General features: G+C 57.9%; 12 protein-coding genes. 5 read left to right on the top strand and 7 right to left on the bottom strand.

Annotated elements, in window-relative coordinates; all coding sequences use genetic code 11:
* The first annotated feature begins 612 nt into the window (after positions 1-612).
* Complete coding sequence (locus VN577_06675; protein ID HWR14493.1) at positions 613-1,953, top strand: glycoside hydrolase family 27 protein; 1,341 nt, start codon at positions 613-615, stop codon at positions 1,951-1,953.
* A gap of 140 nt (positions 1,954-2,093) precedes the next feature.
* Here the strand turns inward: VN577_06675 and VN577_06670 are convergent, their stop codons facing one another.
* The gene (locus VN577_06670; GenBank protein HWR14492.1) at positions 2,094-2,537 is read right to left on the bottom strand and encodes a hypothetical protein; all 444 of its coding nucleotides are present in this window, start codon (positions 2,535-2,537) and stop codon (positions 2,094-2,096) included.
* A gap of 1,027 nt (positions 2,538-3,564) precedes the next feature.
* Between VN577_06670 and VN577_06665 the strand changes: the two genes are divergently transcribed.
* A complete protein-coding gene (locus VN577_06665) occupies positions 3,565-3,894 on the top strand; it encodes a helix-turn-helix transcriptional regulator (protein ID HWR14491.1) in 330 nt (109 codons plus the stop codon).
* Positions 3,895-4,068: 174 nt separating this feature from the next.
* Here the strand turns inward: VN577_06665 and ftsH are convergent, their stop codons facing one another.
* The 3 genes from ftsH to tilS all read right to left on the bottom strand — a co-directional run bounded on the left by ftsH (position 4,069) and on the right by tilS (position 8,130).
* Entirely contained in the window at positions 4,069-5,970 is a 1,902-nt protein-coding gene (gene ftsH / locus VN577_06660; GenBank protein ID HWR14490.1) for an ATP-dependent zinc metalloprotease FtsH, read from the bottom strand.
* Positions 5,971-6,151: 181 nt separating this feature from the next.
* On the bottom strand, positions 6,152-6,715 hold the full coding sequence (locus VN577_06655; GenBank protein ID HWR14489.1) for a phosphoribosyltransferase family protein: 564 nt from the start codon (positions 6,713-6,715) through the stop codon (positions 6,152-6,154).
* A gap of 35 nt (positions 6,716-6,750) precedes the next feature.
* Complete coding sequence (tilS, locus tag VN577_06650; GenBank protein ID HWR14488.1) at positions 6,751-8,130, bottom strand: tRNA lysidine(34) synthetase TilS; 1,380 nt, start codon at positions 8,128-8,130, stop codon at positions 6,751-6,753.
* 39 nt (positions 8,131-8,169) lie between these two features.
* On the opposite strand from tilS, the gene VN577_06645 reads away from it, so the two are divergent.
* Complete coding sequence (locus VN577_06645) at positions 8,170-8,565, top strand: VOC family protein (protein ID HWR14487.1); 396 nt, start codon at positions 8,170-8,172, stop codon at positions 8,563-8,565.
* 1 nt (position 8,566) lies between these two features.
* Here VN577_06645 and VN577_06640 read toward each other — a convergent pair whose 3' ends face one another.
* Positions 8,567-9,445: a sulfurtransferase gene (locus VN577_06640; protein HWR14486.1), complete on the bottom strand. Its 879-nt coding sequence runs from the start codon at positions 9,443-9,445 to the stop codon at positions 8,567-8,569.
* A gap of 120 nt (positions 9,446-9,565) precedes the next feature.
* The gene (locus tag VN577_06635; protein HWR14485.1) at positions 9,566-10,507 is read right to left on the bottom strand and encodes a DMT family transporter; all 942 of its coding nucleotides are present in this window, start codon (positions 10,505-10,507) and stop codon (positions 9,566-9,568) included.
* Positions 10,508-10,624: 117 nt separating this feature from the next.
* Between VN577_06635 and VN577_06630 the strand changes: the two genes are divergently transcribed.
* Together VN577_06630 and VN577_06625 are read left to right on the top strand one after the other, a co-directional pair.
* Complete coding sequence (locus VN577_06630) at positions 10,625-11,074, top strand: YtxH domain-containing protein (GenBank protein HWR14484.1); 450 nt, start codon at positions 10,625-10,627, stop codon at positions 11,072-11,074.
* Positions 11,075-11,345: 271 nt separating this feature from the next.
* Positions 11,346-11,777, top strand: coding sequence for a hypothetical protein (locus VN577_06625; protein HWR14483.1), 432 nt, complete (start codon positions 11,346-11,348; stop codon positions 11,775-11,777).
* Between the two features lie 79 nt (positions 11,778-11,856).
* Here VN577_06625 and thrS read toward each other — a convergent pair whose 3' ends face one another.
* Positions 11,857-13,824, bottom strand: a complete 1,968-nt coding sequence (thrS, locus tag VN577_06620) for a threonine--tRNA ligase (GenBank protein ID HWR14482.1) — start codon at positions 13,822-13,824, stop codon at positions 11,857-11,859.
* Positions 13,825-13,887 lie beyond the last annotated feature (63 nt).

Below are 13,887 nucleotides of genomic sequence, written 5' to 3'. Positions count from 1 at the left end.
AGAAAACAAAGCACTTGCACGACGGACTATGAAAACAAAGGACTTGTAAGTTGATGATTTTGCAGCCAGTTACGGCGCAGATTTGAAAACAAAGAACTTAGCTTTGAGCACTAGATGTTGTGTTCTCCTCTACTCAGTTTGTCAGTCATGCGGGTCAGTGGTGGACCTGCAAGACGGGGGATCATGAAGAACCTCCGAACGAAACTCATGTGGTGACGATAGGGATTCTTCCCCTTCCGCTTCACTGCGTTTCAGCGTCAGGGTCAGAATGACAAACAAAAAAGCAAAGGTGGTGAGACGAGCTGACGTCCTCCTTCACAGCCAAAAAGCAACTGCGGCGGACAGGAGTGTCCGCCCTACACACGACTCACCACCCACATTTTCAGAATAGCAACTTGGGTGGGGGCATCATGCCAAGGTTTTCAGATTTATATTTGCCGTTAAATCAGGAACTTGCGGGGAAACGGAGGCGCAGACCCACTTGACAAGGTTTTTCCCATAACGGGAAAGAGCGAATCGGGCCATTGATGATCGGGTCATCGGGCGATTAGAGTCAGGGTTTCGCGCCCGAGCGCGGGCGTGCCGTAACGTCGCGTATTTGCGAGGGACATCATGAGGAGCGCAGTTTTTTCGGCATTCATTCTTGTCTGTATCAGCGCCTGCGCGTTTGCGCAGACCGGGATTGCGCCGACTCCACCGATGGGGTGGAACAGTTGGGACTCGTTTGGGCGCACGATCACCGAGAGCGAGGTGCGCGCAACGGCCGAGGTGATGGCGAAGGAATTGAAGCGGTACGGCTGGCAGGACGTGGTGATCGATGAAGGGTGGTACATCCCGAATCCGAAGGACGATCCGAAGCAATACCGTTTCAACCTGACGGAGGATGGGCGCTTCGTTCCGGATCCGGTGCGGTTTCCTTCGTCGGCGGACGGAAAAGGGTTCAAGCCACTGGCGGATTACGTTCATTCGCTGGGGTTGAAGCTCGGGATACATATCCTGCGCGGGGTTCCGAAGCAGGCGGCTGACAAGAACCTGCCGATTGCCGGTTCAAAGCTGGCGGCAGGCGATGCGGCGGACCGCCAGGACCTGTGTCCGTGGAACGCGTACAACTACGGCGCGAAGGACAACGAGGCCGGGCAGGCTTACTACGATTCGATCTTCAAGCTGTATGCGTCGTGGGACGTGGATTTTGTGAAGGTGGACTGCATTGCGGACCATCCGTATAAGCCGGCGGAGATCCGGATGATAAGCGAGGCGATCAGGAAGTCGGGGCGGCCGATGGTGCTGAGTTTGTCGCCGGGGCCGACGGCGATCGAGCACGCGGATGAAGTGGCGAAGTACGCGCAGATGTGGCGGACGTGCGACGACTTCTGGGACCACTGGGGCAAGTGGCAGGGGCATGAGTGGTCGCAGAGTTTGTTCGACCAGTTCGAGACGGCGGCAAAATGGGCGCCGCATATCAACACGGGTCGCTGGCCCGATTCGGACATGCTGCCGCTGGGGTGGCTGGGGCCGAGTCCGGGAGCGGGCGAGCCGCGGAAATCGCGGTTCACACAGGATGAACAGCGGACGATGATGACGCTGTGGTCGGTCTCAAGGTCTCCGCTGATGATGGGCGGGAACCTGCTGGAACTGGACGACTGGACCCGGTCGCTGCTGACGAACGCCGAGGTGATGGGGGTCGATCAGAGGTCGCAGGAGAACCGGCAGGCCCTGCGGGATGGCGACCTGGTGGTGTGGACGGCACGTCCGGTGAATGGGAAGGGATATTACGTGGCGGTGTTCAACATCGGCGACAAGGAACTGGCGGTCGATCGGGCGTGGAAGGACGCGGGACTGCCGGATGGCAATTATCGCGTGCGTGATCTGTGGGAGAAGAGAAATCTGGGGAAGACGAAGAAGATCGAGGTGAAGTTGAGGCCGCATGCGTCGGTGATTTGGAAGGCGGAGTGATTTGTGATCGGGTGATCGGGTCATCGGGCGATTTTCAGCCGGCGTTCGTGGGGTGGGCATCCGCCTTACTGGCGCTGGGGTACGCCCGGAAAAGAGTTCATCGATAAGCCCGGCGTGCCGCTCACAATCCCAAACCCACCCTATTCCGTGACTGCTTCTTGTTCAACTTCTATTGCTGAGGTTAAGCAGGAAGAGACAATAAAATAGCCGTTCAGCCCAACTCGCCTGATAAGAGTAAAGTCTTTCTTGCCGGATACCTCCCTTACAGCGACAATTCGCTCACCGATGACCTGTCCTTTGGTGTCCTTGTTACGCGCTCGATAGATCACCTTCGCGTGGGAATCCAGGAAGGCAGCGATGTACTGGTTCGCCTCGCGCAACGAGTGGAAGGTCAGAAACGTTAGGTCAGCCCTTGTGCCGTCGGAAGTCACATACGTCCTAAGAAGGAATGGCCTACCCTCCTTCCAGTAGCCATGACCTGTGTTCTCCAGCTTGATGCTGTGAGGTTCTCGAGGGGATTCGGTGTTCTGGCATAGAGCCGCAGCACAGGCCCATAAAGCGATGATGTAACAGAACCGTCTCACGTTAGAGGCCTTATCGGAAAATTCCTGTCATTTCGCCTTAGCACTCGTACCGAATGCCAGAAGATTGCTCCAGCCCAAAGAACGGCCGAAGCCTGATAAACGACGCCGACATGATACATAGAGAATGAAGCGGGCAGTAAAAACACGCTGAACGGGATTCCGAGCGCCGCCGTTATTCGTGTAGGCCATCTGTTGCGACGAGGTGATCGGACATCCCACGTCCATCCGACGTAACCCCATTGCGTGGCGACGCCAAGAAGCAGCGCCAGTAACTTCAACACCTTAACATCGCTGTGAACTAACGAATACATGGGATGTGCAAAAGTTGCGACGGGTACGTTTAGTGCTCCGGCGAGTTGCAAAGGTGCCGGAGTGTAATCCGTCCAGACCTCTGGCCAATCCTGCCACTCAGGCGACGACTCGTTGGCTGTTATTGTCGTTCGAATGAATGCCTTGTACTGTGCCCGCGACCAGAACCAAAGAAAAGACGTGAGCAATACAAAGAGAACCGGTAGCAGGATTGCGAAGCGAAGTCGAGTCATACTCGTAATGACACCGCAAGTTTGATCCTAGTTCCAACAACGCTGGGAAGGCCAGATTACCCTTGATAACCGTGGTTACCGCTCATATCCCAATATGGGACCGGACGTCTCGGTAGAAGGGTAAGGGATTCCTCGGCGGAGCCTCGGAATGACAAAGACCAACGTTCTTCGTTTGCCCGGGACTGCGTCGCGGGTTATGTGCTGTGCATGTCGGTGTGATGAAACTGGAACGTTTGGTGTCGTTAACCTACAACCCTCCGGGATCGGGAGCGGTGGTCTCCCACCTTAACGTCCCAACAGCGGGACGTTAAGGTGGGGCACGAAACGGTCTCGGAGAAGTGAAACAAAGAAAGGTGAAAGCGAGGCCACCAGCCCGAGGGTGCCAAATCCGAATGGCACTTGCCCGCTCAATCACATCGACTTCGGCAACTGCCGTTTGCGAGTTTTGACCTATATGCCAGTACTGGCATATAGTCGCGTCATTTATGAAACGGCTGGCAAAACGGAAAGCGGGCTACGAGGTTGGCAGTGGCAACGTCTTCGCCGATCTTGGGCTGCCGAGTTCGGAAGAAGCTCTGGCGAAGGCAGAACTGGCGCAGAAAATCACGGCGGTGATGCAGGCGAAGGGACTCACACAGGTGGAACTGGCGAAGCGGCTAGGGGTGGATCAGCCGAAAGTGTCGGCGCTCGTGCGCGGACGGCTCTCGGGATTTTCGCTGGAACGACTGATGCGCTTCCTACTGCTGCTCGGGCAGGACATAAAGATCACCGTCCAGGCAAGTCCTCGCTCACGAGCCCGGCTGAAGGTGGCATGAAGTTGGTGAATATTTGGTTGTGGCGTCAACCCAAGGCTCACGCCTTGGCCTAATGTTTGTGTCACCTCGCCGCCATGCGAGGTTAGGATCGAAGCCCCCACGTAAATCTCTTTCATGCTGCGGCAAAAGAAAAAGCCGATCCCGTTTCGGGACCGGCTTTGAAGGTAACTCGGTTTATGCGTGGCTGGGGCGTTCGCCGGGGACGATGCCGGGCTGAGAGCCGGGCGCCGGTTTCAGCACCTGCTGGACGCCGCCGTCGTCGTGCGAGGACGGACGAGCCGGAAGTTCCTTGCCTTCGATGATCAGCTTGATCTCCTGGGCGTCGAGAACTTCGCGCTCGAGCAGAGCCATGGCGATGCGGGTGAGCACTTCGCGATTGTTGGAGAGGATCTCGCGGGCCGCGTTATAGCCGTTGTCGATGAAGCGCTTAACTTCGGCGTCGATGCGGATCGCGGTCTCTTCCGAGTAGTCACGGTGCTGGTTAATTTCACGACCGAGGAAGATCTGCTCTTCCTTCTTGCCGAAAGTGAGCGGGCCGAGGTCGCTCATGCCGAACTCGCAAACCATCTTGCGGGCCAGTTCGCTGGCCTGCTCGATGTCGTTGCCGGCACCGGTGGTCATGGTGTCGAGGAACAGTTCCTCAGCGAGGCGGCCGCCCATCATGATGGCGAGGCGCGTGGTGAGGTAGTTCTTCGTGTAGGTGTGCTTGTCGTCGATCGGGAGCTGCATGGTCACGCCCAGCGCCATACCGCGCGGGATGATGGTGACCTTGTGCAGCGGGTCCGAGTGATCGGACATCACGGCGACGAGAGCGTGTCCGGCTTCGTGATAGGCCGTGACCTTCTTCTCCTCGTCGGAGAGGATCATGGACTTGCGCTCGGCGCCCATGAGGACCTTGTCCTTGGCCAGTTCGCAGTCGTACATGGTGACCGTCTTGCGATTCTGGCGGGCGGCTAACAGGGCAGCTTCGTTCACAAGGTTCGCCAGATCGGCTCCGGAGAAGCCCGGTGTGCCGCGGGCGAGGACTGACAAATCGACATCTTCGGCGAGAGGAATCTTGCGCGAGTGAACGCGGAGGATCTCTTCGCGTCCGCGAACGTCGGGGCGCGGAACCACAACGCGGCGGTCGAAACGGCCGGGGCGGAGCAGCGCCGGGTCGAGAACGTCGGGACGGTTGGTAGCGGCGATGAGGATGACGCCTTCGTTGGATTCGAAGCCGTCCATCTCGACGAGCAACTGGTTGAGGGTCTGCTCGCGCTCATCGTGCCCGCCGCCGAGGCCTGCGCCACGGTGACGACCGACGGCATCGATTTCGTCGATGAAGATGATGCAGGGGGCATTCTTCTTGCCCTGCTCGAACAGGTCGCGAACACGGCTGGCGCCCACGCCAACGAACATTTCCACGAAGTCGGAGCCGGAGATGGAGAAGAACGGAACGTTGGCTTCGCCGGCTACGGCGCGGGCGAGCAAGGTCTTACCGGTTCCGGGAGGTCCGACGAGGAGCACGCCCTTGGGGATGCGTCCGCCGAGCTTCTGGAACTTCTGGGCTTCACGGAGGAACTCGATGATTTCGCGGAGTTCTTCCTTAGCTTCGTCAACACCGGCGACGTCTTTGAAGGTGACTTTCTTCTGCTGCATGGAGAGCAGGCGCGCGCGAGATTTGCCGAAGCTGAGAGCCTTGTTTCCGCCGGTCTGCATCTGGCGGATCATGATGAACCAGAGTGCACCGAGCAGGATGAGCGGAGCGAGGTTGAGCAGCCACGTGGGCCAGCCTCCGCCCTGCACTTCACGAACTGTTGTGGAGACGCCCTTTTCACGAAGGGCCTTATACATATCGGGGTAGTTGGCTGGAACGGTCGTGCGGAAAGCGCCACCGTCGGTGAACTTTCCGTGGACTTCCGTGCCGGTGATGGTGACTTCCTTCACCTTGGTCGCATCGACGTCGGACAGGAATTGCGAGAAGCTGACTTCGGCTTCCTTCGCACCGCCCTTACTGGAAGTGACCACCTGCCAGAGCAGGACACCGCATAAAACAATGACGAGCCAAAAGACTACCGTCTTAACTGTTGAATTCACCTAATGCTCCTAAACCTGTGTGTCCGAAGACACGTCGGGCCGTCGCCTCTTTCTGCAATAACTTAGATGCCCCGGCCCCGGATTCGTCTCAGCGAATTCCGTACCCTAGATTGTAACCCGCCCGAAACGGGAAATTCCCCGAACGGGTCGGAATTTGCGGTACTAAGGTTCAAAAGGTGGGCTACTTCACGGATTTTTGGGAAGCAGCTTCGGTAGTAGTGGCGACAAAAGGCAGGTTTCTTCCCATTTTGGGATTACCCAGGCCGTAGCCAAAAAGGTAGTTTTCGTCGACGAGGAAGCCGAAATAGTCGGGCTGGAGCATGACGCGGCGGCCGGTCTGGCGGTCGAGGAGAGTGGCGACTTTGACGGAGTTGGCGCCACGGGTGGTGAGATTGCGGATAAGGAATTCGGTGGTAATGCCGGACTGGAGCAGTCCCTGGAAGAGGATGACATCGCCGCCCTGGACGTCGACTTCGGGGGCGAACTTGATTTCGGTGGTCATCATGTCTCCCTGCTGGACTTCGTGGATGAAGGGCTTCAGGAACTGGCAGATGACGGGAATATCGAGGTGACGGACGAGGTCGGCCATGAAGACGAAGCCATCTTCGAGAACGCAGACAGCGTTGAGGGTGCGTCCGGCGTAGTCGGTGTTGATCTGGCGCGCCATATCGATGACGCGGCGCTGGATCTGGTCGGCGGTGAGGACCGGCTTCAGGGTTCCCGGAATGCCAATGTTAGCTTGCACCAAAATACCTCGAATGTAGTTTCGGCCCTTGCAGGCTAAGCGTCGGGAGAAAGCGGCAGTTCTTCGATTTCGACGGCGACACCGCCGCGAGCCGCAAGGGTGGAGGAAACCGGGAAGCCGCGCATCCAGACGATGGATTCTCCTGAAACTGCCACCGGCCATAGAGACTTTTCACGGGAGGCGAGGTGACGTTCCTGAAGAAGTTCCTTGACCTTCTTTTCGGATCGGGTATGCGCGGGCCAGAAACGGTCTCCGGGACGCCAGTTGCGAACCACGAGGTGCGACGCCAGTTGATCGAGGGCTAGCCTGCGGTCGCCATTATAGTCGGTTGGGGTGGCGGCGTCGGTTACTACCTTGGCGCGAAGGAGGATGCGCAATTCGGGGATGGCGACTTCACCGGGGATAGGCAGGTTGTAACTGTAGCCGCAGTTCTTCGCTTGGGCCGCGGCGGTTTCGAAGCGGAGATCGTTTGCGCTGAGGATGGCGCGAAACGAGTTGGGGAGTTCGACGATGCGCTGCTCGCGCGATTTACTGGTGACGAGGTCGAGGATGCGCTCGCTGTGGAGGAAGTCGAGTTGTGCTCCGCGCTGCATGGCGGCGAGACGGAGGACGCGGCGCTGGAGGGCCACGGGCAGCTTCAGCAGTTCGTCAATGAGGAGGGCTCCGTTTCGGAAGCACTTCATGAAGGCGTCGGCGGTTTGTGCGGACCAGAACTCGTCTTCGGCGCGGGCGATCTCGGCGAGGTTGGAGAGGGCTTCGTCGATCTCGGGATTGAAGCTCTGTTCGAGGAACGGAATGAGTTGGTGCCGGACGCGGTTGCGGGTGAAGGTGGTTTCGGTATTCGTGGAGTCTTCGCGCCAGGTTTGATTCCATTCGGCAAGGTGCTGGAGCACGTCGGCGCGACGGGTGCTGAGAAGGGGGCGGATGATCGCGCCATTGCCGACTTTGAGCTTCGGCAGGATGCCGGCGAGTCCGCTGGTGCCGGTACCGCGGAAGATGCGGAGCAGGACGGTTTCGGCCTGGTCGTCGAGTGTGTGGGCGGTGCCGACTTTGTCGAGCATGCCGTCTTTGATCAGCGTCCCGAAAAACTTGTAGCGAAGTTCCCGGGCGGCGGCTTCGATGGAGAGTTCTTTTTCGCGGGCGTAGGTTCGGGTGTCGGCTTCGGCGCGATGGAACGGGAGGTCGAAGTTCCGGGCGAGGTCGGAGACAAACTGTTCGTCGCCACGGGATTCGTCTCCGCGAAGATTGTGGTTGAAGTGCACCACGGAGAGCACGACGCCGAGTTCAGCGCGGAAGTCGAGAAACCAGCGGAGGAGAGCAACGGAATCAGCTCCTCCGGAAACGGCTACACCGACGCGGTCGCCCGGCTTGAGCAAGGCGTGACGCTTGATGTAATCGTGTAAGCTACGGAGCACGCCGTTATGTTAATTCAACTCACGCGTGGGGGATGACGGATGTCAACAACTGTCAGGCCGTTCCTGATGTTCGAGGGAAGGGCGGAAGAGGCGATGAACTTCTACATTTCGCTTTTTGCCGACGGCAAAGTGACGGAAATGGTGAAGTACGGTCCAGGCCAACCCGGCCCAGAAGGGACCGTGATGATTGCGTCGTTTGTGATCGCGGGCCAAACGGTCCTTTGTTCCGACAGCTTCGTGAAGCACGGGTTCACGTTTACGCCGTCGCTTTCGATGTTCGTAACCTGCGAAGACGAAGCACAGATCAAGAAGCTGTCCGCCGAACTGGCGAGCGGCGGTGGCGAGTTGATGCCACTGGGCAACTACGGCTTCAGCCGGCTGTTTGCGTGGGTCAACGACCGCTTCGGCGTTTCGTGGCAACTGATGCTGCCGTGAGCTATTGGGGCTTGTCCCCGGTGACAACAGGCTGTTTCTTCAGATCGTTCCACTCCTGGAACGAGCCGTCATACATCTTTACGTCGTAGCCAAGATACTTCGCGGTGAAGTAACCGTGCGTAGCCTGGAAACCACTCTCGCAGTAAGTGATGAGTTTGGAACCGGGCTTGATGCCGGCACTCTCGTAGGCTTTGCGGATGTCGTCCAGATTGAGGAAATCGGTACGCGACGCAGAAGCCACAGTGTGTCCCCAGAAGAGCGGCATGGCTCCGGGGATATGGCCTTCGTGATAGCGGTTTTCGGGGCGGGAGTCGACGAGAACGGCCTGGGACTTATTCTGGCTGGCGGCAGTGACGTCGTCGAGGTGAGCGATGAGTTTCGGTTGGAGCTTCGGCCTGATCACACCACGCTTGGCGACGATGGTTGCTTCTTTGGACAGCGGACGGTTTTCTGATTTCCACTTGGCGAGTCCGCCATCGAGGAGAGAGGCCTTCTTGGCGATGCCGAGGTAGTCGAGTGTCCAGTAGAGACGAGTGGCGTGGGTGGCGGTCTCAGGGCCGGTGTAGATGACGACGCGCGATTTATTGCTGATGCCGAGCGCTTCGAGGTTCACGACCAGTTGCTCGGTGGCGAGCAGTTCGTTTTTAACGGAACTCTTTTCGGCGGCAATTTTCTCGGTGGGAAGGAAGCGCGCACCAGGGATGTGGCCCTCGTCGTACTCGGCGACTTTCGGCCCGATGTGTACGACGACAAGATTCTTCTCCGTTAGGTGATTGGCCAGCCAGTCAGTAGACACGAGCATTTCAGGATGGGCCGGTTTCGTGCCCGCGAAAGATGCCATTGGGACCAGCAAGAGCGAAATTAAGGCGAGATGCTTCATGATGTTTCCTATCAGGCTCATTCTCTTCACAACCGATTACCGCTTTCCTCGGTCCAATTCTGGCACGAGCCGCCTACATCTTAGCGTTGTATCCAAGTACTTTGCAGTGAGGTAAGAAAGTTAATCCGCTGCAGATTCGGCCAGTTCTTCTGGACGAAAGCGGGCTAGCAGGCGGGGCAGGACTTCGGCGGTGATGATGGCGAAAAGAATCAGCACGGCACCAGCGAACTGAGATGGCAGGAACTCTTCTCCGACCCAATAGACGCCGACCAGAGTAGCGACAACGGGTTCGAAGCTATAAACCACGGAAGCTTCTGTCGCGGAAAGGTACCGCTGCATGGCGCTCATCGCCCAGAAGCAAAAGACGGTCGTGAGACAGACCATGAAAGCGAGGGCGACGAGGACGTCGATCCGCTGAAGTCCGGCCCATGTGGTTTGAAATCCATGGGGAGCAGGGAGGAAGACGGTGATGAGAGCTGAAACGACACCGGTGACGCCGACCTGCGTCCAGGCGAGCACCAGGGCTTGCGAGCGGCGCGAAAACTTTGCGGTGTAGATCACGTGCAACGCGCACAGGACGGAACAGGCGAGAGTCTCGAAGTCACCGCGATTCCATCCGCCCCAGAGCGAGCCAGGTACGTGGACGAGCAGGTACAAACCGATACCGGCGACCAGAGCAGCGAATCCATGGGAGAGTTTTACCCGTTGTCCCATGAAGACGAGAATCACGGGCGTGAGCGGCACGTACAGCGAAGTGATAAGTCCGGACTTAGCGGTGGTGGTGAAGCGGAGGCCATCGGTCTGGAGCCAGAAGATACCTACCAGGATCAAACCGAGAACCACTCCGTCACGAAACGAAACACGATCAAATTGGACGCGCTTCCACTTCAGGAATACAGAAAGCCCGAGCAGCCCAAGCAGGAACCGGACGCTGATGGAAGCGCCAACACTGAGACCACCACGCAGCAACGTCTGCATGGCAGCGAATCCGCAGCCGAAGATGATCGCAACGAGGGCAATGGTTACGACGGCGATCATGTGCTGACGACGAGTGCGGAGCATGTGCAGCTTCCATCTTAATTGAGGAGGTGTTCAGAGCAACGCCAGCAAACCCCGTGAACGAATCTGCGTTCCAAGAAATCATCGCTAGAGCTAACGACCTAATCAAGAAGGTGGGCTATGAGATTGTTCCTGGCTGGCTTAGGCATTGGGAGTGCCATCGGAATGCTGATTGCGCCTCGCAGGGGAGCGGAGTTGCGTGAGCATTTGCTGGATACAGCGCGTGAGCGTTTCGACGGTGTTCGAGAACGCGTTGAGGACGCCGGGGAGCGTATGGAGCCGGTGCTGAAGGACGTTCACGACAGCCTGGATCCGATGGTGAAGCAAGGGCGAGAGAAACTGGAGCGAGCGGCTGGCAAGATTTCGGAGTTGAAGGAGAAGTCAGGAAACGGAAATCTGCTGACAATTCTGAATGAATGGCCGCACGAGCGGCTGATCGAGATCGAGGGGATTGGCCCGGTGCTGGCGACGAGAATTATTCAGAACCGGCCGTATGAGTCCGAGCAGGATCTGCTGGAGGCCAAGGCGCTTCCGCCAAGTGCGATTGAGAGTTTGAGAAAAGCTGCGTAGTCGACCTACCAACGCAAACCCCGGCGGCGCGTGCGGCCGGGGTTCCTGCCCTGTGTGTAGTAACGGCAGAGGAGTTGCAAGGAGTTCCAAATCGGGAAAACTATCACGTTGTCGTTACTAAAGTTGTACATCTGGGTGTAAACACGCCGTTAATGTGATCTTCATCACTGTCGTTAATTGCTGACTCAAGGATTCTGAGACGTGCGGCTATCCGGGAATGTTGTCCCGCGACGTCCACGGAACGCAATCTTGCAGCAAATTTAGGACACCGATGAAAACATTCGGTCTCACCCTGTTCATCGCCACAGCTCTGCTCCTCGCCGGCTGCGGAAGCGAAAAAACATTTGAAGGTATGTGGTCAGCATCTTTAACGCCGACGACCGGCAGTTCAGCGCCTATGAGTTTCAATATGACCGCTGACACCAACCAAAACGGCGGTCTCACCTTCAACACGCTGACCATTACGTCCAGCAATGGATGCATCACAACCAGTGCGCAGAAGGCCGTCAGCTACGACGCCGGCAGTAGAACGGTGACGTTCTACATAACCGCCGGCACCAATGGCGTGGCAGGCTCCGGGACGCTAGCGGCCGATGCGAGAAACGTGACTGGCACGTATGTGATCACTGGCGAGAAGGAAGAGTGCCAGGGTAGCGGCACGTTGACCATGAAACGCCTCGAAAATTCGAGCCCTAGACGTTAGCGGCTTTTCCGGGATACGCACAAAAACGAACCGGGTCAGCAGTCACTGCTAACCCGGAATTCTCTGTCGGTGAGAAGCGCTAGACCGTCGGCGCTTTTTCGTCCACCAGCTTCTTGATTCGGCTGATGAAGTCCGCGGTCGAGATGGTTTCGGTCTTTTCGTGACCGCGGGTGCGCACGTTCACCTGATTGGCTTCGGCTTCCTTGTCGCCGACGACCAGCATGAACGGGACTTTTTGGAGCGCGTGCTCGCGGATCTTCGCGTTCATCTTCTCGTTGCGGGCGTCCACTTCCACGCGAATGCCAATCTCCTTCAACTGGTCAGCAACTTTATTGGCGTACTCGGTGTGGCGCTCGGCGATGGGCACCATCACGACCTGTACCGGCGAGAGCCATACCGGGAATGCGCCGGCATAGTGCTCGATCAGCACACCGAAGAAGCGCTCAACTGATCCGTAAAGGGCGCGGTGGACCATGACGGGCTGGTGACGTTGACCGTCTTCACCGACGTACTCGAGGCCGAAGCGCGCGGGAAGGTTGAAGTCGAACTGAACGGTCGAGAGCTGCCACAGGCGGCCGATGGCGTCGACCAACTTGACGTCGATCTTCGGACCGTAAAATGCGGCTTCACCGGGGATGGTCTTGTAGGGAATGCCACGTTGACCGAGGACTTTTTCGAGTGAACTGGTGGCGTGGTTCCACTGTTCGTCCGATCCGGCGAAACTCTTTCGATCATTCGGGTCCCAAGTGGAAAGCTCGACCTGGAACTTATCGAAACCGTAGGCGTTCAGGACTGCGATAGCGAAGTCAACGCATCCGCCGATTTCGTCTTCGACCTGCTCGGGGGTACAGAAGATGTGGGCATCGTCTTGCGTAAAGCCGCGCACACGAAGCAGTCCGTGCATGACGCCGGAGCGCTCGTATCGATACACCGTTCCGAGTTCGCCAAGGCGGACGGGCAGGTCGCGGTACGACTTGAGCGAGTCGGCGTAGATGAGGATGTGGAACGGGCAATTCATCGGCTTCATGCGATATTCGGCATCATCGAGTTCCATGGTGTCGAACATGTTCTGCGCGTAGAAGCCTTCATGGCCGGAAGTCTGCCAGAGCTGGCGGCGTGCGACATGCGGCGTGTAGACGAGTGAATAGCCGCGGCGGAGATATTCGTCGCGCATCCAGTCTTCCATCAGCTTGCGCATGATGCCGCCCTTGGGGTGCCAGAAGATGAGGCCAGGGCCGGCGAGTTCCTGAATAGAGAACAGATCAAGCTGCTTGCCAAGCACGCGATGGTCGCGCTTCTTGGCTTCTTCCTGCTGCTTGATGTACTCGTCGAGGTCCTTCTTCGAATAAAACGAGGTGCCGTAGATGCGCTGGAGCTGCGGATTCTTTTCGTCGCCGAGCCAGTAGGCACCGGCGATGTTCAGCAGCTTGAATGCCTTGATCTTGCCCGTCGAGGGGACGTGTGGTCCGCGGCAGAAGTCGGTGAACTTGCCGGTGCGGTAGATCGAGATCTTCTCATCGGGCTTGGTGAACTGCTCGATGAAGTGGCACTTCATGAAGTCGCCTTCTTGCTTGAACTGCGCGAGGCCTTCGTCGCGGGGCAGAAACTCCTGCGCGTAGGGGATGTCCTGCTCGACGAGTTCCTGCATTTTCTTCTCGATTTTTTCCAGGTCCTCGGGAGTAAACGGAGTTGGACGATAGAAGTCGTAGAAGAATCCGTTCTCGGTGGCCGGGCCGTGTCCGAGCTTGGTTTCGGGGAAGAGTTCAAGGACAGCGGCGGCGAGCAGGTGTGCCGAGGAATGACGAAACACTTCGAGCGATTCGGGATCGCGGTCGGTGAGGATGCGAATCTCGGCGTCGGACTCAAGCGGACGGGTCAGGTCCACGAGCCTGGGCTCGTTGCCGTTGGAGGCGGGGCGAATCTGCGCGGCGATGGCGGCTTGCGCCAGACGGGGCGAAATGGACTTGGCGACATCGAGGGCAGTGGTGCCCTTGGGAACTTCTTTTACGCTGTTATCAGGGAGCTTCAGCCGGATGTTGTCTGACATATGAATCCTTTACGAGAACCGCAAACTTGCGAGTGTAACGAACTGATTAGGACAGAGGCAAAC

The sequence above is a fragment of the Terriglobales bacterium genome (assembly GCA_035561515.1).
GTDB lineage: Bacteria > Acidobacteriota > Terriglobia > Terriglobales > Acidobacteriaceae > DATMXP01.
This window is presented reverse-complemented; position numbering and strand designations above follow the sequence as displayed.

What these genes read in the sequence shown, in the direction of transcription:
- VN577_06675 (HWR14493.1), top strand. Translation starts at nt 613, where the DNA reads ATGAGGAGCGCAGTTTTTTCGGCATTCATTCTTGTCTGTATCAGCGCC.
- VN577_06665 (HWR14491.1), top strand. Translation starts at nt 3,565, where the DNA reads ATGAAACGGCTGGCAAAACGGAAAGCGGGCTACGAGGTTGGCAGTGGC.
- VN577_06645 (HWR14487.1), top strand. Translation starts at nt 8,170, where the DNA reads ATGTCAACAACTGTCAGGCCGTTCCTGATGTTCGAGGGAAGGGCGGAA.
- VN577_06640 (HWR14486.1), bottom strand. Translation starts at nt 9,445, where the DNA reads ATGAAGCATCTCGCCTTAATTTCGCTCTTGCTGGTCCCAATGGCATCT.
- VN577_06635 (HWR14485.1), bottom strand. Translation starts at nt 10,507, where the DNA reads ATGCTCCGCACTCGTCGTCAGCACATGATCGCCGTCGTAACCATTGCC.
- VN577_06630 (HWR14484.1), top strand. Translation starts at nt 10,625, where the DNA reads ATGAGATTGTTCCTGGCTGGCTTAGGCATTGGGAGTGCCATCGGAATG.
- VN577_06625 (HWR14483.1), top strand. Translation starts at nt 11,346, where the DNA reads ATGAAAACATTCGGTCTCACCCTGTTCATCGCCACAGCTCTGCTCCTC.
- thrS (HWR14482.1), bottom strand. Translation starts at nt 13,824, where the DNA reads ATGTCAGACAACATCCGGCTGAAGCTCCCTGATAACAGCGTAAAAGAA.